Origin of the sequence: Streptomyces sp. NPDC048392 (assembly GCF_043200575.1) — a bacterium.
In the GTDB taxonomy this organism is placed as follows: domain Bacteria; phylum Actinomycetota; class Actinomycetes; order Streptomycetales; family Streptomycetaceae; genus Streptomyces.
In genome coordinates this window covers 1-17,158 of the sequence record NZ_JBICYB010000046.1, presented here as the reverse complement: position 1 = coordinate 17,158, position 17,158 = coordinate 1, and the positions used below count along the sequence as shown (strand labels likewise).

Here is a 17,158-nt window from a genome sequence, read left to right as displayed (position 1 = left end):
GTTCACCGGAAAGGAGCACCTCCGCCCATGACCCGCCCGCCCCTCGACCCCGCCGCCGGCACCGAGACGGTCACCCTCGCACGGGACGAGCTCGAGGACCTGCGCGCCCAGGTCCGGTCGCTCAACGACCGGACCGAGATCGCCGAGCTGGTCGACCGGTACGTCGTCCTGCTGGACACCCAGGACAAGCACGGCTTCGACGACAGCTGGCCGGCGGCGGTCTTCACCGAGGACTGCCTGCTGGAGTTCCCCGTCGGCGTGCTCGAAGGACGGGACGGTGCCGCCGCCTTCCACTTCGACCGCAAGTCGCGGTTCGCCCGGACGCACCACCTGGCGTCCAACTACAGCATCACCACGGACGGCGACACGGCCCGTGTCCGCGTTCAGCTCGTCGCCTCGCACGTGCACCACGACGACGGCCCCGACCCCGGCGGCCGCTTCGACATCGGCGGCCACAGCGAGGGCGAGGCGGTCCGCACCCCGGACGGCTGGCGGATCCGCCGCTGGCGGTTCCACCTGACGTGGTCGGACGGAGCCGGCCCGCGCCCGGGCCCCGGGCCACGCGCCCTGCGCTCCTCCCAGCCACGCCCCCGCACCTGACCGACCACACCCCGACGAAAGGACGACACCGTGCCAGGCGACCCGGTCACCCTCGACACCGATGCCCTGCAGGACCTCCACGGCGCGGCCCGCCTGCGGGCCTTCGAGACCTTCCTGTGCCGCAGCCTGGCACGCCACCTCCACGTGCCCCCGGCCCACCGGGTCTCCCTGACCCGGCCGCTGTACGCCCAGGGCATCGACTCGCTGACCGCGCTGGCCCTCCAACGCGCCCTGGAGTCGGCGCTGGGGGTCCCCGTCCCCGCGCACCACCTGCTGCGGGAGCAGACCGTCGGAGAACTCGCCGCCGTCCTCAGCACCACGACGGAGCGCGGGACTCACGCCGGCCTGTGAGTAAAGTCTCAGCCCCCGGGAGGCAGTTCCCCGAGTCTCCGGGCACACACAAGAGCGGGGCGGCATCGTCACGATGCCGCCCCGCCTTTTTGCGTAGCAAGAGCACTTCCATGCTCTCTGGTGCGCGAGGGGGGAGTTGAACCCCCACGCCCTTTCGGGCACTGGAACCTGAATCCAGCGCGTCTGCCTATTCCGCCACCCGCGCATTGGGTGTGTTTTCCGGGCCGTTCCTCGCGGTGCGGCGCCTTCCGACACGAGAACATTAGCACGGTGACCGGGGTGGACTCACATCCCTTGAAACCGCCGGACCAGGGCGCCCGCCCTCCTTCGGGCACGCGTCTCGACCCGTACCCGTTCACGTATCAACCTCGTACCGGTCCTGACCGTCTTCCCTGCAGCCGGTAGGGCTCCACGGTCAGGTGCGGGACACTGGTCCGCGGCCACCTCTACGATCCTGGGCATGAGTACCTGCGGGAACGCACCCCGAAGGCCCCCGGGAGTTCGAAGGGGGGCACCGGCGGGAACTCCGAGAGGCGTCGACACCCGTCGACCGGGCCGACAGGGGGAACCAGCCGATCGACCGGCGCGTGGATACGATCAGTAAGCAGTACCAGGTGGGCAGTGCACGGACGAGCGGCCCGCACACCGGCGGCGGTGGGCACGGAACGACGCAAGGCAGCAGTACGCAGGGCAGTGGACAGGACGGCAGCGACGGAGGAGGTGCCCCATGGGAGTCCTGAAGAAGTTCGAGCAGCGTCTCGAAGGTCTGGTCAACGGCACCTTCGCGAAGGTCTTCAAGTCCGAGGTGCAGCCCGTGGAGATCGCGGGAGCGCTCCAGCGTGAATGCGACAACAACGCGACCATCTGGAACCGAGACCGCACCGTCGTGCCCAACGACTTCATCGTGGAACTGAGCACGCCCGACTTCGAGCGCCTCAGCCCCTACTCCGGACAGCTCGGCGACGAGCTGGCCGGCATGGTCCGCGACTACGCCAAGCAGCAGCGCTACACCTTCATGGGACCGATCAAGGTCCACCTGGAGAAGGCGGACGACCTCGACACCGGCCTGTACCGGGTGCGCAGCCGCACGCTCGCCTCCTCCAGCAGCCACCAGGGCGGCCCGGCCCCGGCGGGCCCCGCCGCACCACCGGCACCCGCCGGGCGGCCCGGCGCTCCGGGCGGCGGCTACGGCTACCCGCCGGCCGCCGCCCCCTCCGGCGCCCCGCCCATGCCGCCCGCGCCACCACCCGGCGGCCGCCCCGACGGTTACGGCTACCCGCAGCCCGCGGGCGGCCAGCACCCCCCGGCCGCGCCCGCGCCCGGCGGACCCACCCGCCACTGGATCGAGATCAACGGCACCCGCCACCAGATCTCCCGCGCGACCCTCGTGCTGGGACGCAGCACCGAGGCCGACGTGCGGATCGACGACCCCGGCGTGTCCCGCCGGCACTGCGAGATCCGGCCCGGAACGCCCACCACGATCCAGGACCTCGGGTCCACCAACGGCATCGTGGTGGACGGACAGCACACCACCCGCGCTACGCTCCGCGACGGCTCACGCGTCGTCGTGGGCAGCACCACCGTTATCTACAGGCAAGCCGAAGGGTGATCCGGGGGCAATGTCAGAGCTGACCCTCACGGTCATGCGGCTGGGCTTTCTCGCCGTACTGTGGCTGTTCGTGATCGTGGCCGTACAGGTCATCCGTAGCGACCTCTTCGGTACACGGGTCACCCAGCGCGGCGCGCGGCGCGACGCCGCCCGACCGCAGCAGACCGCCACGCGCCAGGGCCAGGCGCCTCCACCGCAGCGCCAGCAGCCCGGCGGCGGCCGCGGCCGCCGCGGCGCGCCCACCAAACTGGTGGTGACGGAAGGCACCCTCACCGGCACCACCGTCGCCCTCCAGGGCCAGACCATCACGCTCGGCCGGGCCCACGACTCGACGATCGTGCTGGACGACGACTACGCCTCCAGCCGCCATGCCAGGATCTACCCGGACCAGAACGGGCAGTGGATCGTCGAGGACCTGGGCTCCACCAACGGCACCTACCTGGACCGGTCCCGGCTGACGACCCCGACCCCCATCGGTCCGGGGGCGCCGATCCGCATCGGCAAGACCGTCATCGAGCTGCGGAAGTAGTGCTACACCAATGAATGAGCGCGAGCGGAGCGAGCACGCGGCGGCGGCCGGCACCCCGGGCCCCGGCGCGCTCCCGACCGGAGGGTGGGCAGTGTGGCTCGACACGACCGGCTGTACCCGGAGCCGACGGGCGAGGTGCGCATGAGTCTGTCACTGCGCTTCGCCGCCGGTTCTCACAAGGGCATGATCCGGGAGGGCAACGAGGACTCCGGTTACGCCGGTCCCCGCCTGCTCGCCGTCGCCGACGGCATGGGCGGCCAGGCCGCCGGCGAGGTCGCCTCCTCCGAGGTGATCTCCACCATCGTCGCCCTCGACGACGACGTGCCCGGCTCCGACGTCCTCACCTCCCTGGGCGCCGCCGTGCAGCGCGCCAACGACCAGCTGCGGCAGATGGTCGAGGAGGACCCCGCCCTCGAGGGCATGGGCACCACCCTGACCGCCCTGCTGTGGACCGGCCAGCGCCTGGGCATGGTCCACGTCGGCGACTCCCGCGCCTACCTCCTGCGCGACGGCGTCCTCACCCAGATCACCCAGGACCACACCTGGGTGCAGCGCCTCGTCGACGAGGGACGCATCACCGAGGAGGAAGCGGGCACCCACCCGCAGCGCTCCCTGCTGATGCGCGCCCTCGGCAGCGGCGACCACGTCGAAGCCGATCTGTCCATCCGCGAGGTGCGGCCCGGCGACCGCTACCTCCTCTGCTCCGACGGGCTCTCCGGAGTCGTCTCGCACCAGACGCTGGAGGACACCCTCGCCAGCTACCAGGGCCCCGAGGAGACCGTCCAGGAACTGATCCAGCTCGCCCTGCGCGGCGGCGGCCCCGACAACATCACCCTCATCGTCGCCGACGTCCTCGACCTCGACACCGGCGACACCCTCGCCGGACAGCTCTCCGACACCCCCGTGGTCGTCGGCGCCGTCGCCGAGAACCAGGCCCAGGCGGGCGACAACGGCTTCATGCAGACCCCGGCCGGCCGCGCCGCCGGCCTCGGCCGCCGAGGCGGACAGCAGCGCGACGGAGGCGGCGAGTTCGGCCCGCCAGGCAGCGGCGACACCACCGGATACGTCCCGGCCGGCGGCTTCGACGACTACGGGCCCGACGACTTCGTCAAACCCCGCAAGAACCGCAAGTGGCTGAAGAGGTCCTTCTACACCGTGCTCGCCCTCGCCGTCATCGGCGGCGCCACGTACGGCGGCTGGCGCTGGACCCAGACCCAGTACTACGTCGGGACCAACGACGACCACCTCGCGCTGTACCGGGGCATCAGCCAGGACCTCGCCTGGGTCTCGCTCTCGAAGGTCCAGAAGGACCACCCCGAGATCGAACTCAAGTACCTGCCGCCCTACCAGCAGAAACTGGTCGAGGCCACCATCCCGGAGGGCGATCTCAACGACGCCCGGGCCAAGATCGAGGAACTGGCGGTACAGGCCTCCGCCTGCAGGAAGCAGGCCGACCGGCGCACCGCGGAGACCGAGCAGAACGCGAAGACGGGCGAGGGCGAGGCCGGGGGCACCACGGGAACCACTCCCGTCTCCCTCACGTCCAAGGCCTCACCGAGCCCGAACCCGTCGGGATCGCCGAAGGCACCCGAATCGTCCGAGTCACCGTCCGCGACCGCACCCACTCCAGGCTCAGGACCGACCCTCTCGGAGGAAGAGCAGAAGGTCGTCTCGCTGTGCGGTAAGCAGTAGGCAAGCCGTGAGAGGCCCTGTCACACGATGAGCAGTACTACCAACCCGTCGACGCACCACACGTCCACGATCGGCGCCATCGGCGCCCCGAGCCGGCGCAACACCGAGCTGGCTCTGCTCGTGTTCGCCGTCCTCATCCCGGTCTTCGCCTACGCCAACGTGGGGCTGGCCATCAACGAGGAAGTGCCCGCCGGCCTGCTGAGCTACGGCCTCGGCCTCGCCCTGCTGGCCGGCGTCGGCCACCTCGTCGTGCGCAGGTTCGCGCCGTACGCGGACCCGCTGCTGCTGCCGCTGGCCACCCTGCTCAACGGACTCGGACTCGTCGCCATCTGGCGCCTCGACCAGTCCGAACTGCTCCAGAGGATCGACCAGGCCGGCACCGCCGCCCCCCGCCAGCTGATCTACACCGCGATGGGCATCGCCCTGTTCGTCGCCGTGCTGATCTTCCTCAAGGACCACCGCGTCCTGCAGCGCTACACCTACATCTCCATGGTCGGCGCCCTGTTCCTGCTGCTGCTCCCCCTCGTACCGGGCCTCGGCAAGAACATCTACGGCGCCAAGATCTGGATCCAGGTCGGCTCCTTCTCCATCCAGCCCGGCGAGTTCGCCAAGATCGTCCTCGCGATCTTCTTCGCCGGCTACCTGATGGTGAAGCGCGACGCGCTCGCGCTGGCCAGCCGCCGCTTCATGGGCCTCTACCTGCCGCGCGGCCGCGACCTCGGACCCATCCTGGTCGTCTGGATCGTCTCGATCCTCATCCTCGTCTTCGAGACCGACCTCGGCACCTCGCTGCTCTTCTTCGGCATGTTCGTGATCATGCTGTACGTCGCCACCGAGCGGACCAGCTGGATCGTCTTCGGCCTGCTGATGTCCGGAGTCGGCGCCGTCGGTGTCGCCAGCTTCGAACCCCACATCCAGCAGCGCGTCGACGCCTGGCTCGACCCGATGAAGGAGTACACGCTCTCCCGCGCGGGCGTCGGCGGCCACTCGGAGCAGGCCATGCAGGCCCTGTGGGCCTTCGGCTCCGGCGGCACCCTCGGCACCGGCTGGGGCCAGGGCCACTCCGAGCTGATCCGCTTCGCCGCCAACTCCGACTTCATCCTCGCCACCTTCGGCGAGGAACTCGGCCTGGCCGGCCTCATGGCCCTGCTCCTGCTCTACGCGTTGATCGTGGAACGCGGTGTACGCACCGCCCTCGCCGCCCGCGACCCCTTCGGCAAGCTCCTCGCCATCGGCCTCTCCGGCGCCTTCGCGCTCCAGGTCTTCGTCGTCGCCGGCGGCGTCATGGGCCTCATCCCGCTCACCGGTATGACCATGCCCTTCCTGGCCTACGGCGGTTCCTCCGTCATCGCCAACTGGGCGCTGATCGGCATCCTGCTGCGCATCAGCGACACCGCGCGCCGACCGGCGCCCGCCGCACCCGCCAACTCCGACGCCGAGATGACCCAGGTGGTCCGACCGTGAACAAGCCACTGCGCCGAATCGCGATCTTCTGCGGCCTCCTCGTCCTCACCCTGCTCCTCCGTGACAACTGGCTCCAGTACGTCCAGGCCGACGAGCTCAAGGAGGACGAACACAACCGCCGCGTCGCCATCGAGCGGTACGCCAGCCCCCGCGGCGACATCATCGTCGACGGCAAGGCCATCACCGGACACGCCACCACCAAGGGCGACTTCAAGTACAAGCGCACCTACAAGGACGGCGCCATGTGGGCGCCCGTCACCGGATACGTCTCCCAGGCCTTCGGCGCCACCCAGTTGGAGGCCATCGACGACGGCATCCTCACCGGCAACGACGACCGGCTCTTCTTCCGCAACACCCTGGACATGATCACCGGCGAGAAGCGCGAGGGCGGCAACGTCGTCACCACCCTCAACGACGCCGCCCAGAAGGCCGCCTACGACGGTCTGAAGAAGCAGGGCGCCAAGGGCGCCGTCGTCGCGATCGAGCCGTCCACCGGCAAGATCCTCTCGATGGCCTCGTACCCGTCGTACGACCCCACGGCGATCGCGGGCAGCAACGAAGCGGCCGGCGAGGCCTGGAACAAGCTCCAGAAGAAGAACAACCCCGCCGACCCGATGCTCAACCGCGCCCTGCGCGAGGTCTACCCGCCCGGCTCCACCTTCAAGGTGGTCACCGCGGCCGCCGCCCTGGAACACGGCACGTACGACTCGGCCGACGAGAAGACCGACTCCCCGCTGCCCTGGACGATGCCCGGCACCAGCACCGAGCTGAAGAACGAGGGCGACATCCCCTGCAAGAACGCCACCCTCCGCGAGGCACTGCGCGTCTCCTGCAACACCGTCTTCGGCAAGCTCGGCTACGACCTCGGCAACGACAAGATGCTGGAGACCGCCAAGAAGTTCGGCTTCACCGAGGAGCAGTTCGTCCCGGTCCGCTCCAGCGCCTCCGTCTTCTCCGACGGCATGAACGACTCACAGGTCGCGCTCTCCTCCATCGGCCAGTTCAACACCGCCGCCACCCCGCTGCAGATGGCCATGGTCACCTCGGCCATCGCCAACAACGGCACCCTGATGAAGCCGTACATGGTCGACGAACTCCAGGCCCCCAACCTCGACACCATCGAGAAGACGGACCCCGAGGAGATGAGCAGGCCGCTGTCCGCGGACAACGCCCAGATCCTCCAGTCCATGATGGAGACCGTCGTCAAGGAGGGCACGGGAACCAACGCCCAGATCGACGGCGTCACGGTGGGCGGCAAGACCGGTACCGCACAGCACGGCGTCGACAACAGCGAGAACCCCTACGCCTGGTTCATCTCGTACGCCAAGGGCGACGACGGCAGCTCGCCCGTCGCCGTGGCCGTGGTGATCGAGGACGAGAACGCCGTCCGCGACGACATCTCCGGCGGCGGCCTCGCGGCACCGATCGCGAAGAACGTCATGGAGGCCGTCATCGACAGCAAGAAGTGACCGCGTCATGAACGGGACGTGACTCCTGTCACGTCCCCTTCACAACGGCGCACGTTGCGATACCGGTCCTGTATCGGCTGCCCGGCTTGGCCAAGGGGCCCGGAGCGCGCCGGGTACGGTAGGCCGGACGGCAGCCTCCGACCGTACAAGCATGCCGGTCGGGACCGACGGAGAGGGCTGGTAGGTAGCTATGGAAGAGCCGCGTCGCCTCGGCGGCCGGTACGAGCTGGGCCCGGTGCTCGGCCGTGGTGGCATGGCGGAGGTTTACCACGCGCATGACACCCGGCTCGGTCGCCAGGTGGCGGTGAAGACGCTGCGCGCGGACCTCGCGCGCGACCCGTCCTTCCAGGCCCGGTTCCGCCGGGAGGCCCAGTCGGCCGCCTCGCTCAACCACCCCGCGATCGTGGCGGTCTACGACACGGGCGAGGACTACATCGACGGGGTCTCCATCCCGTACATCGTCATGGAGTACGTCGACGGCTCCACACTCCGTGAGCTGCTCCACTCCGGCCGCAAGCTGCTGCCGGAGCGGACGCTGGAGATGACCATCGGCATCCTCCAGGCCCTCGAGTACTCGCACCGGGCCGGCATCGTCCACCGCGACATCAAGCCGGCCAACGTCATGCTCACGCGGGGCGGTCAGGTCAAGGTCATGGACTTCGGCATCGCCCGCGCCATGGGCGACTCCGGCATGACGATGACCCAGACCGCGGCCGTGATCGGCACCGCCCAGTACCTCTCCCCGGAACAGGCCAAGGGCGAGCAGGTCGACGCCCGCTCCGACCTGTACTCCACGGGCTGCCTGCTCTACGAGCTGCTGACCGTGCGCCCGCCCTTCGTCGGCGACTCCCCGGTCGCCGTCGCCTACCAGCACGTCCGCGAGGAACCGCAGGCGCCCAGCGTCTTCGACCCCGAGATCACGCCCGAGATGGACGCGATCGTGCTGAAGGCCCTGACCAAGGACCCCGACTACCGCTACCAGTCGGCCGACGAGATGCGCCTCGACATCGAGGCCTGCCTCGACGGTCAGCCCGTCGCCGCCACCGCCGCGCTGGGCGCCATGGCCGCGGGCGGCTACGGCGCCTACCCCGACGAGCAGTCGACCACCGCCCTGCGCTCGGACGGGGGCGGCGGCGCCACGACCATGCTGCCGCCGATGAACCCGGACGACGGCGGCTACGGCTACGACGACCGCCCCGACCGGCGCCGCCAGCAGCCCCGCAAGAAGAACACCTCCACGGTCTTCCTGGTCCTGGCCGGCGTCCTCGTCCTCGTCGGCGCGATCCTCATCGGCAAGTACGCCTTCACCGGCAACAGCGGACCCGACAACGACAAGATCGCGGTACCGGCGTTCATCGGCCTGAGCAAGAGCGACGCCCAGCAACAGGCCGACAACATCGACCTCGCGCTGACGTTCAAGCAGCAGGCCTGCGAGGACCAGCCCGAGGGCACCATCTGCGACCAGGACCCCGAGCAGGGCACCGACGTCGAGAAGAAGTCCACCGTGAACCTGGTGGTCTCGACCGGTGCGCCGAAGGTCGAGGTCCCCGACGTCGAGGGACTCACCTTCAGCGAGGCGGAGACAGCCCTGAAGGACAAGGGCTTCGAGGTCGAGAAGCAGAGCGAGGAGTCCAGCCAGACCCCGGACACCGTCCTGTCCCAGAACCCCGAGAGCGGCGCCTCGAAGGAGAAGGGCTCCACCGTCACCCTCACCGTCGCCAAGGAGACGTCCCAGGTGACCGTGCCAGACCTGAGCGGCATGACTCCCGAGGACGCCAAGAAGCGTCTGGAGGAGCAGGGCCTGGTCCTCGGCACCAAGGAGCAGGCGGAGTCCACCGCCCAGGCCGAGGGGACCATCTTCGAGCAGAGCATCGGCGGAGGCCAGGACGTCGACCGCGGCAGCACGGTCAACGTGAAGATCGCGAAGGCCCCGGCGGAAGAGAAGTTCGCCATGCCGAAGGTCACCCAGATCACGGTCGCCCAGGCCAAGCAGGTCCTCGCTCAGAGCGGCCTGCAGCTCGAGAAGGTCGAAGGCGGCGGCGACGACAACGCCACCGTGATCGCGAGCAACCCGGTCGAAGGCCAGGAGGTCAAGAAGGGCGACAAGGTCACCCTGTTCGCCACCGGCCAGCAGGGCGGCAACAACGGCAACGACGGCGGCGGCTTCATCGGCGGCCTCCCCGGCGGCCGTGACTGACACTTCGCCACTCAGGACGAGAGAGCCCCGGCACCTGGTGTCGGGGCTCTCGCTGTGTTCCAGCGATCACCAGCGAGAACCCGGCACTGCCGAACGCTCGTCGTCCAGTGCGAGAGGTTCGCGCCTCACCTCGGCATCACCGGTCCCGAGATCCAGAAGTTCACCGGCGCGGCCAAGGTCCCGCAGAGCTCCGAGGTCGCCCTGTCCCTGGCGAGGCGCCCCTTCACACGTGACGTCCGGAACGTCGCCGTCGAGAGCGGCATCACCGCCGGGCACCGCGCGGACTCCCGGAAGGTGGAGCGCCGGTGCTGGGCGACCGGCCTCCCGCCGGGAGGCCGGTCACCGCAACTCCTCCGGCGGCGTCCGCTCCCCGTCCACCTTCTCCGTACGCACCAGCTCGCCCCACACCACGTACCGGTAGCGGCTCGTGTACACCGGCGTGCAGGTCGTCAGGGTGATGTAGCGGCCGGCCTTCTTCCTGCCGGACTCGCCGGGGACCGCGTCGAGGACCTTGACGTTGAACTTCGAGGTCTCGGGCAGGACTGCGTACGTCTTGTACACGTACCAGGTGTCCTTCGTCTCGAAGACGATCGGGTCGCCCTTCTCGATCCTGTCGATGTTGTGGAACCTCGCCCCGTGCCCGTCGCGGTGCGCGGCGAGCGAGAAGTTGCCCTTCTTGTCCGAGGTGGGCAGCGTCGCCTTGACCGGGTCGGTGTAGTAGCCGGCCACACCGTCGTTGAGGATCTTCATCGACGTGCCCTTCTCCACCAGGACGTCGCCCTCGCCCATCGCCGGGACGTGCAGGAAGCCGATGCCCGCCTTGGTGTCCAGCGCCCCGGGACCGTCCGGGCCGTCCCCGCCCACCCGGTCCTGGGCCCAGTTGTCGCGGACCTTGTCGGCCTGCTCGTCCGCCGCCCGGTCGGCGACCACGTTCGTCCACCACAGCGAGTAGACGACGAACAGGCCCATCACCAGGCCCGCGGTGATGAGGAGCTCGCCCAGGACGCCGACCGCCTGCGCGACGATCCGCCGGGGACCGCGCCCGCGACGGCGTGCCGCGGGCCCCGGCGGGCCGTCCTCGCCGGCGTGCTCCTGGTGCTCCGTGTCGGTGGTCGCTGCCACTGGTCATCCGCCCTTAACTGACGAGCGCATCCGGCTTGCCCTTGCTGCGCGGCCGTTCCTCCACCATCTTGCCCCACACGATCATGCGGTACTTGCTGGTGAACTCCGGCGTACAGGTGGTCAGGGTGATGTAGCGGCCGGGCCCCTTGAAGCCCGACTGCTTCGGGACCGGCTCCAGCACACTGACGTTGCTCGGGGAGGTCACCGGCAGGATCGACGCCATCTTGTAGACGAAGTACTTGTCCTGCGTCTCCACGACGATCGGGTCGCCCGGCTTCAGCTTGTTGATGTAACGGAAGGGCTCCCCGTGGGTGTTGCGATGCCCCGCGAGCCCGAAGTTCCCCGTCCTGGCGTCCGGCATCGCCGTCTTCAGCCCGTCCTGCGCGTAGTGCCCGACCATCCCCCGGTCCAGCACCTTCTCGCTGCTGATGCCCTCCGCGATCGGCACCACCACGTCCAGCTTGGGAATGTGCAGCAGCGCGAAGCCCTGCCCCGGCTCGAAGGTCCCGGGACTGCGCCTGCCGCTCGCCCAGTCGTCCTGGAGACTGCTCGCCGCCTTGTCGGCCTGCGCGTGCGCCCGCACGTTCGTCCACCACAACTGGTACGTGACGAACAGCAGCATCAGCACACCGGTCGTGATGAAGACCTCACCGATCACCCGGCTGGCGATCACCGCGGCGCCGGGCTTGCGGGCCCGGGCCCGACGACGGGCCTCCACACGCGACAGAGGCGCTTTCCCGGGCTCTTCGGCCTCGGCCCCCACCGCCTGGTCCCTGAGCGCCCCACGGCGCCCGTGACGCCGTTTCGCGGCCTTTCTGCGGGCCGCGCGGCCACCGCCCACGGGGCCGTCACCCAGGGAGGCGGAGTCGGCCCCCGTCCGTTCCGCCGGAGGCTCCGGAATCCGCAGCGCCACCGTCTCGTCGTCGGCGAGCGGCCGGTACGCCCCCTCGCCGGCCGACTCCTCGTACCGCCCCTCCCCGAACGCACCGGAATCCCCGTACGGCCGCCCGTACGGGGATCCCTGGTCACCGGCCGTGCCGGAGTCGCGCTCGGGGCGCAGCGCGGTCACGCCGTGGCCCTGCCCACCACCGGGGCGAGCCCCGCCGACCTTGCCACCGCGTCCTGGTCGCCGCACTCCACCAGCCAGTTGGCCAGCATCCGGTGCCCGTGCTCGGTCAGCACCGACTCCGGATGGAACTGCACGCCCTCGACGAGCAGTTCACGGTGGCGCAGCCCCATCACGATCCCGTCGGGCGTACGCGCCGTCACCTCCAGCTCCGCCGGCACCGTCGCCGGCTCCGCCGCCAGGGAGTGGTACCGCGTCGCCGTGAACGGGGAGGGCAGACCCGCGAAGACGCCCTGGCCCGTGTGCGCGACCGGCGACGTCTTGCCGTGCAGCAACTCCGGCGCCCGGTCCACCACACCGCCGTACGCCACCTGCATCGACTGCATGCCCAGGCACACACCGAAGACCGGCACCCCGGTCGCCGCGCAGTGCCGCACCATCTCGACGCACACCCCCGCCTGCTCCGGCGTGCCCGGGCCGGGCGAGAGCAGGACCCCGTCGAAGCCCTCCTGCGCGTGTGCCGTCGTCACCTCGTCATTGCGCAGCACCTCGCACTCGGCGCCGAGTTGGTAGAGGTACTGGACCAGGTTGAAGACGAAGCTGTCGTAGTTGTCGACGACGAGGATGCGCGCGCTCACTGGTTGTCCACCGTCACATCGTTGAAGGGAAGCAGCGGTTCGGCCCACGGAAAGACGTACTGGAACAGGACGTAGACCACGGCCACCGCCAGCACGAGCGAGACCAGCGCCTTCACCCACGCGTTCCCCGGCAGATGCCGCCAGATCCAGCCGTACATGCCGTCCCTTCCGTCGCACCACGACGCCGCACTCACGCCGTACCGCACCAGACTAGCGGCGCGGGGCCCCGCGCAACGGCCTCAATCCACAGGCCGGGCGTAGTGCAGGTCCGCCGTGCCCGAGTAGCCCGGCAACGTCGCCCTCCCGTCGTCCTCGACCTTCCAGCCGAGTCCGTACACGTTGACGTACACCATGTAGTTCTGGATCGCCGGCGACGCCGCCAGCGCGTCCTTGAGCCGCTTCGGGTCACCGACCGCCTGGATCCTGTACGGCGGTGAGTACACGCGGCCCTGGAGGATCAGGGTGTTGCCCACGCAGCGCACCGCGCTGGTGGAGATCAGCCGCTGGTCCATGACCCTGATGCCCTCGGCACCGCCCTGCCACAACGCGTTCACCACGGCCTGCAGGTCCTGCTGGTGGATCACCAGGTAGTCGGGCTGCGGCTCCGGGTAACCGGGGAGCTTCGCGGTGGCGTCCGGCGGGGCGTCGTCGAGCGTGACGGAGATCGCCTCGCCCCTCAGTTCCTGCTTGCCCGCCTTCTCCTCCAGCGCCGCGAGCTCGTCGTCCTCCGACTCCGTACGGCCGTCGTCGCGCTCGGCGAGCGCTTCGACGTCCTCGCGCAGAGCCCCGTTGGACTCCTCCAGACCGCCGTTCTCCCGGCTGCGCTCATGGATGAGATCGGACAACCTGAGCAAAGAGGCGTCCGTACGGATATTGGTGCCCTTCGCCGTATCGAAGCTGGTGAAGAAGATAAGTCCCGCGAGAGCGAAGACGGCTGCCGTGAGGACCCGCACGGGCCGGAAACGGCGCCGGCGGGCAGGGCTGGTCCCCGTCCCGATGGAGTCGGCAGAATTGCTCAACGTACCCTTATCTCCTTCGGCGCCGCGGAAGGACTACGCTAACGGACGCCCGGGGGAGCGCCCAGAGTCCCCTTGTCCCATGTACGCCGCCCCCGAGACCGACCCCCGTTCCCTGCGCGGCCACACAGCGCATCGACAGGAGAGACCCTCGTGCCGAAGTCACGTATCCGCAAGAAGGCCGACTACACGCCGCCGCCCTCCAAGCAGGCGACGAGCATCAAGCTGACCAGCCGCGGCTGGGTCGCGCCGGTCATGCTGGCCATGTTCGTCATCGGTCTGGCCTGGATCGTCGTCTTCTACGTCACCGACGGTTCCCTGCCCATCGACTCCCTGGGCAACTGGAACATCGTGGTGGGCTTCGGCTTCATCGCCGCCGGGTTCGGCGTATCGACGCAGTGGAAGTAGCCCGGCGGACAGCTCTCGGCAGCTCTCCCCAGGGGTGTGCACGGAGTTATCCACAGGCGCTGTCCACACGGTGGGGAAAAAAGAAGACGATCTGTGGATAACTCACCGGGCGTTGACGCCGGTGTGACGTAAGTACCGGTTGACCCACCTTCCGAAAGCATGTTCGCCCCCTGTCCGACCTGCGGAAACGCAAGTCTGCGACAGGGGGCACAAGTGTTCCCGCACGCTGTGCACAAGATCCGGCACCTACTGTGGACAAAGGGCACTCAGGTGAGCTGGGCCGTCCTCAACAGGGTCACGCCGATGACGACCACGAGGACCAGTGCGCAGCTGCCGTACTGGACGAGCGTCCGCCGCTCGCGCGGGGCGTGGAGCATGGCGTAGCCGATCGCGGCGCCGGCGACGAGCCCGCCGACGTGGGCCTGCCACGAGATGTTCCCCCGGGTGAAGGTGAAGATCAGGCTGATCACCAGCAGGATGACGACCGGCCGCATGTCGGCGTTGAGCCGGCGCACGAGCGCGGCGGTGGCGCCGAAGAGGCCGAAGATCGCGCCGGAGGCGCCGAGGGTGGCCGTGGTGGGTGAGCCGACCAGGTAGGCGAGGGCGCTGCCGGCCAGGCCGGAGACAAGGTAGAGCGCGAGGTAGCGGGACCTGCCGAGGGCTGCTTCCAGGGGGCCGCCGAGGAACCAGAGGCTGATCATGTTGAAGCCGATGTGCCAGATCTCCTCGTGGGTGAACATCGTGGTCACCAGGCGGTACCACTCACCCTCGGCGACGCCCTCGGTCGGGACGTAGGGGGCAGGGGGCCAGCGTCCGATGAGCACCATGTCGCCGAGGAAGGACGCCGGCAGGGCCTGGACGGCGATGAACACCGCCACGTTGATCCCGATCAGGATCTTGGTGAGGAGATGGGGGTCGGCGGCGACCGTGCCGCCCGCGAGTGTGCGGGGCCTGGAGGCGGCGGGGGCCGGTCCGCTGCCGCCGGTGCGGCCGGCGGCGCAGTCGGGGCAGTGGAAGCCGACGGAGGCGTTGACCATGCAGTCCGTGCAGATGGGGCGCTCGCAGCGGGTGCAGCGGATGCCGGTCCCCCGGTCGGGATGACGGTAGCAACCGGGCAGGTTCTGGGCGTCCGGTCGGCCGGCGGCCGCGTGGTCCATGGCATCCCCTCGGTCGTCCTGCGGGCGGTGTGCGCAGATGCACCGCCCCGCCCTTCTCTACGGATGGGCGGTGCGTTTGGTTCCTGCCCGGCGGGCGGGGGAGTCAGCCGTTGCGGGTTTCGACGACGACGGTCTCGATGACGATGTCGTTGAGGGGGCGTTCGGTGCGGGGGTTGGCCGGGACGGCGGCGATGGCGTCGACGACCTTCTGACTGGCCGCGTCGGTCACTTCGCCGAAGATCGTGTGCTTGCGGTTCAGCCAGGTCGTCGGGGAGACGGTGATGAAGAACTGCGAACCGTTGGTGTCGGGTCCGGCGTTGGCCATGGCCAGCAGGTAGGGCTTGTCGAAGGCGAGGTCGGGGTGGAACTCGTCCGCGAACTGGTAGCCGGGGTCGCCGGTGCCGTTGCCCAGTGGATCGCCGCCCTGGATCATGAAGCCGCCGAGGACGCGGTGGAAGACGGTGCCGTCGTAGAGCCTGGCCATGGACTTCTCGCCGGTGGCGGGGTGGGTCCACTCCCGCTCGCCGGCTGCGAGTTCGACGAAGTTCCTGACCGTCCTGGGGGCGTGGTTCGGCAGCAGCCGGACCACGATGTCCCCTTGGTTGGTCTTCAGGGTGGCGTAGAGCTGCTCGGCCACGATGCGCCTTCCGTCGTCCTGTGGTGCGCACCGATCCTCGCACGGCCGGGCACGCGTTCGTCGCTCATACCGCTGGGTCACGAGCGCGGGACGCCGATCCGTGGCATTGTCTGGGACGGGCTCGCGTTGCCCGGTATTCATCCGTTCTTGACGTTGATCTGCTTTTGCCGCCACTTCACCACCACGTGCCCCAGAGGGCCCGGCGGCATCGTCCGTGACCCGGATGCCCGCCCTCACATGCCTGGCGGCGTGTCCCCAGGCATGATCCGTAAAAGGGTGGAAAGTCGAATTACCGTACGCCACCGAGGAGGAGGATCCCGTGACCCGCATCGACAGCGTGCGCGCCGCGACCGGTTCGGCGAAGGAAAGCGTGCTGCACGCCGCGGAAGCGGTGGCGCCCTACGCCGACACGGCCAAGGACAGGGCCGCTCACTATGCACAGGAGGCGCGCGTACGGCTGGCGCCCAAGGTGTCGCAGGCCGCAGACCAGGCCCGTCTCCAGTACGGCGCGTATGTCGCGCCGCGGCTGGAGCAGGCCCGTACCCATGTGCCGCCGAAGATGGACGCGGCCGCTCAGGAGGCCGCGGTCCGTACGCGACTGGCCGCTCGGCAGGCGGCCGACTATTCCCGGCCGAGGATCGAGCAGGCCGTGGCCGCGGCCGGTCCCGTGAGGGAAGAGGCCACGGCGCGGGGTGCCGCCGCGCTGGCGGCGCTGCGTGGCCAGGTCACGGCGAAGGAGATCCAGAAGCTGACGCGCAAGCACCAGCGACGGGCGCGGGCCGGGCGTATCGCCAAGGTTTTCGCGGTGGTGGGGGTCGTCGCCGGCGGTGCCTTCGCCGCCTGGAAGTGGTGGGACAAGCAGGCCAACCCGGACTGGCTGGTGGAGCCGCCGGAGCCGACGGAGGTTCCCGAGTCGGGGCGGCTGACGTCGGTGGACGGTACCGGTGAGGCGGTTCTCGATCCCGAGGTGCAGGCCAAGCAGGCGCAGGAGGAGGCGGCGGAGGGCGAGGAGCCCCGCTGACCCTGCGCGTCCTCGCCGGACCGGCGTCGATCGCTTTCCACCGCCGCGGGGGGGGGGGGGCGGGGGGGGCCCCCCCCCCGGGGGGGGGGGGGGGGGGGGGCGCGCCGCCCCCCCCCCCGCCCCCCCCGCGGGGGGGGGGGGGCGGGGGCCCCCCGCAGACGGAAGAGCCGCCCACCCGCCCC

General features: G+C 69.9%; 17 protein-coding genes and 1 tRNA gene. 10 read left to right on the top strand and 8 right to left on the bottom strand.

Annotation, left to right across the window (positions count from 1 at the left end; translation table 11 throughout):
- Positions 1 to 27: 27 nt before the first annotated feature.
- Together ACGFYH_RS33605 and ACGFYH_RS33600 are read left to right on the top strand one after the other, a co-directional pair.
- Positions 28 to 600 carry a nuclear transport factor 2 family protein gene (locus ACGFYH_RS33605; RefSeq protein ID WP_393806954.1) on the top strand — a complete coding sequence of 191 codons (573 nt, stop codon included), beginning with the start codon at positions 28 to 30 and terminating at the stop codon, positions 598 to 600.
- A 30-nt stretch (positions 601 to 630) separates the two neighbouring features.
- Complete coding sequence (locus ACGFYH_RS33600) at positions 631 to 951, top strand: acyl carrier protein (protein ID WP_393806953.1); 321 nt, start codon at positions 631 to 633, stop codon at positions 949 to 951.
- A 118-nt stretch (positions 952 to 1,069) separates the two neighbouring features.
- Here ACGFYH_RS33600 and ACGFYH_RS33595 read toward each other — a convergent pair.
- A tRNA-Leu gene (locus ACGFYH_RS33595) sits at positions 1,070 to 1,156 on the bottom strand.
- A gap of 522 nt (positions 1,157 to 1,678) precedes the next feature.
- Here ACGFYH_RS33595 and ACGFYH_RS33590 point away from each other — a divergent pair.
- The 6 genes from ACGFYH_RS33590 (at position 1,679) to pknB (ending at position 9,911) form a co-directional block, all read left to right on the top strand.
- Positions 1,679 to 2,560, top strand: coding sequence for an FhaA domain-containing protein (locus ACGFYH_RS33590; RefSeq protein WP_393806952.1), 882 nt, complete (start codon positions 1,679 to 1,681; stop codon positions 2,558 to 2,560).
- 10 nt (positions 2,561 to 2,570) lie between these two features.
- Positions 2,571 to 3,089, top strand: a complete 519-nt coding sequence (gene fhaB, locus ACGFYH_RS33585; protein WP_393806951.1) for an antibiotic biosynthesis regulator FhaB — start codon at positions 2,571 to 2,573, stop codon at positions 3,087 to 3,089.
- 141 nt (positions 3,090 to 3,230) lie between these two features.
- Entirely contained in the window at positions 3,231 to 4,781 is a 1,551-nt protein-coding gene (locus ACGFYH_RS33580; RefSeq protein WP_393806969.1) for a Stp1/IreP family PP2C-type Ser/Thr phosphatase, read from the top strand.
- A 27-nt stretch (positions 4,782 to 4,808) separates the two neighbouring features.
- The gene (locus ACGFYH_RS33575; RefSeq protein ID WP_393806950.1) at positions 4,809 to 6,245 is read left to right on the top strand and encodes an FtsW/RodA/SpoVE family cell cycle protein; all 1,437 of its coding nucleotides are present in this window, start codon (positions 4,809 to 4,811) and stop codon (positions 6,243 to 6,245) included.
- Positions 6,242 to 7,714 carry a peptidoglycan D,D-transpeptidase FtsI family protein gene (locus ACGFYH_RS33570; RefSeq protein WP_393806949.1) on the top strand — a complete coding sequence of 491 codons (1,473 nt, stop codon included), beginning with the start codon at positions 6,242 to 6,244 and terminating at the stop codon, positions 7,712 to 7,714. The genes ACGFYH_RS33575 and ACGFYH_RS33570 overlap by 4 nt, the downstream gene beginning before the upstream one ends.
- Positions 7,715 to 7,904: 190 nt before the next feature.
- Positions 7,905 to 9,911, top strand: coding sequence for a Stk1 family PASTA domain-containing Ser/Thr kinase (pknB, locus tag ACGFYH_RS33565; RefSeq protein ID WP_393806948.1), 2,007 nt, complete (start codon positions 7,905 to 7,907; stop codon positions 9,909 to 9,911).
- 339 nt (positions 9,912 to 10,250) lie between these two features.
- On the opposite strand, the gene ACGFYH_RS33560 is transcribed toward pknB, so the two are convergent.
- Genes ACGFYH_RS33560 through ACGFYH_RS33540 form a run of 5 tightly spaced genes read right to left on the bottom strand, consistent with a single transcriptional unit; the run spans position 10,251 to position 13,756 of the window.
- A complete protein-coding gene (locus ACGFYH_RS33560) occupies positions 10,251 to 11,033 on the bottom strand; it encodes a class E sortase (RefSeq protein ID WP_393806947.1) in 783 nt (260 codons plus the stop codon).
- Between the two features lie 13 nt (positions 11,034 to 11,046).
- Positions 11,047 to 12,102: a class E sortase gene (locus ACGFYH_RS33555; protein ID WP_393806946.1), complete on the bottom strand. Its 1,056-nt coding sequence runs from the start codon at positions 12,100 to 12,102 to the stop codon at positions 11,047 to 11,049.
- The gene (locus tag ACGFYH_RS33550) at positions 12,099 to 12,737 is read right to left on the bottom strand and encodes an aminodeoxychorismate/anthranilate synthase component II (protein WP_393806945.1); all 639 of its coding nucleotides are present in this window, start codon (positions 12,735 to 12,737) and stop codon (positions 12,099 to 12,101) included. The genes ACGFYH_RS33555 and ACGFYH_RS33550 overlap by 4 nt, the downstream gene beginning before the upstream one ends.
- Positions 12,734 to 12,931 carry a hypothetical protein gene (locus ACGFYH_RS33545; protein WP_393806970.1) on the bottom strand — a complete coding sequence of 66 codons (198 nt, stop codon included), beginning with the start codon at positions 12,929 to 12,931 and terminating at the stop codon, positions 12,734 to 12,736. Before ACGFYH_RS33545 ends, ACGFYH_RS33550 begins: the two co-directional genes overlap by 4 nt.
- A gap of 45 nt (positions 12,932 to 12,976) precedes the next feature.
- Positions 12,977 to 13,756 (bottom strand): DUF881 domain-containing protein, encoded by a 780-nt coding sequence (locus tag ACGFYH_RS33540; RefSeq protein ID WP_393806944.1) that lies wholly within the window; start codon positions 13,754 to 13,756, stop codon positions 12,977 to 12,979.
- 150 nt (positions 13,757 to 13,906) lie between these two features.
- Between ACGFYH_RS33540 and crgA the strand changes: the two genes are divergently transcribed.
- On the top strand, positions 13,907 to 14,161 hold the full coding sequence (gene crgA, locus ACGFYH_RS33535; protein ID WP_003975080.1) for a cell division protein CrgA: 255 nt from the start codon (positions 13,907 to 13,909) through the stop codon (positions 14,159 to 14,161).
- Between the two features lie 266 nt (positions 14,162 to 14,427).
- Here the strand turns inward: crgA and ACGFYH_RS33530 are convergent, their stop codons facing one another.
- Together ACGFYH_RS33530 and ACGFYH_RS33525 are read right to left on the bottom strand one after the other, a co-directional pair.
- Positions 14,428 to 15,318 (bottom strand): rhomboid family intramembrane serine protease, encoded by an 891-nt coding sequence (locus ACGFYH_RS33530; protein WP_393806943.1) that lies wholly within the window; start codon positions 15,316 to 15,318, stop codon positions 14,428 to 14,430.
- Between the two features lie 103 nt (positions 15,319 to 15,421).
- The gene (locus ACGFYH_RS33525) at positions 15,422 to 15,955 is read right to left on the bottom strand and encodes a peptidylprolyl isomerase (RefSeq protein WP_393806942.1); all 534 of its coding nucleotides are present in this window, start codon (positions 15,953 to 15,955) and stop codon (positions 15,422 to 15,424) included.
- A gap of 319 nt (positions 15,956 to 16,274) precedes the next feature.
- Between ACGFYH_RS33525 and ACGFYH_RS33520 the strand changes: the two genes are divergently transcribed.
- A complete protein-coding gene (locus ACGFYH_RS33520; protein ID WP_393806941.1) occupies positions 16,275 to 16,976 on the top strand; it encodes a DUF5324 family protein in 702 nt (233 codons plus the stop codon).
- Positions 16,977 to 17,158: the final 182 nt, after the last annotated feature.

Excerpts from the sequence above, each read along its gene's own strand:
- ACGFYH_RS33575 (WP_393806950.1), top strand. The coding sequence starts at position 4,809 with ATGAGCAGTACTACCAACCCGTCGACGCACCACACGTCCACGATCGGC.
- pknB (WP_393806948.1), top strand. The coding sequence starts at position 7,905 with ATGGAAGAGCCGCGTCGCCTCGGCGGCCGGTACGAGCTGGGCCCGGTG.
- fhaB (WP_393806951.1), top strand. The coding sequence starts at position 2,571 with ATGTCAGAGCTGACCCTCACGGTCATGCGGCTGGGCTTTCTCGCCGTA.
- ACGFYH_RS33580 (WP_393806969.1), top strand. The coding sequence starts at position 3,231 with ATGAGTCTGTCACTGCGCTTCGCCGCCGGTTCTCACAAGGGCATGATC.
- ACGFYH_RS33590 (WP_393806952.1), top strand. The coding sequence starts at position 1,679 with ATGGGAGTCCTGAAGAAGTTCGAGCAGCGTCTCGAAGGTCTGGTCAAC.
- ACGFYH_RS33605 (WP_393806954.1), top strand. The coding sequence starts at position 28 with ATGACCCGCCCGCCCCTCGACCCCGCCGCCGGCACCGAGACGGTCACC.
- ACGFYH_RS33530 (WP_393806943.1), bottom strand. The coding sequence starts at position 15,318 with ATGGACCACGCGGCCGCCGGCCGACCGGACGCCCAGAACCTGCCCGGT.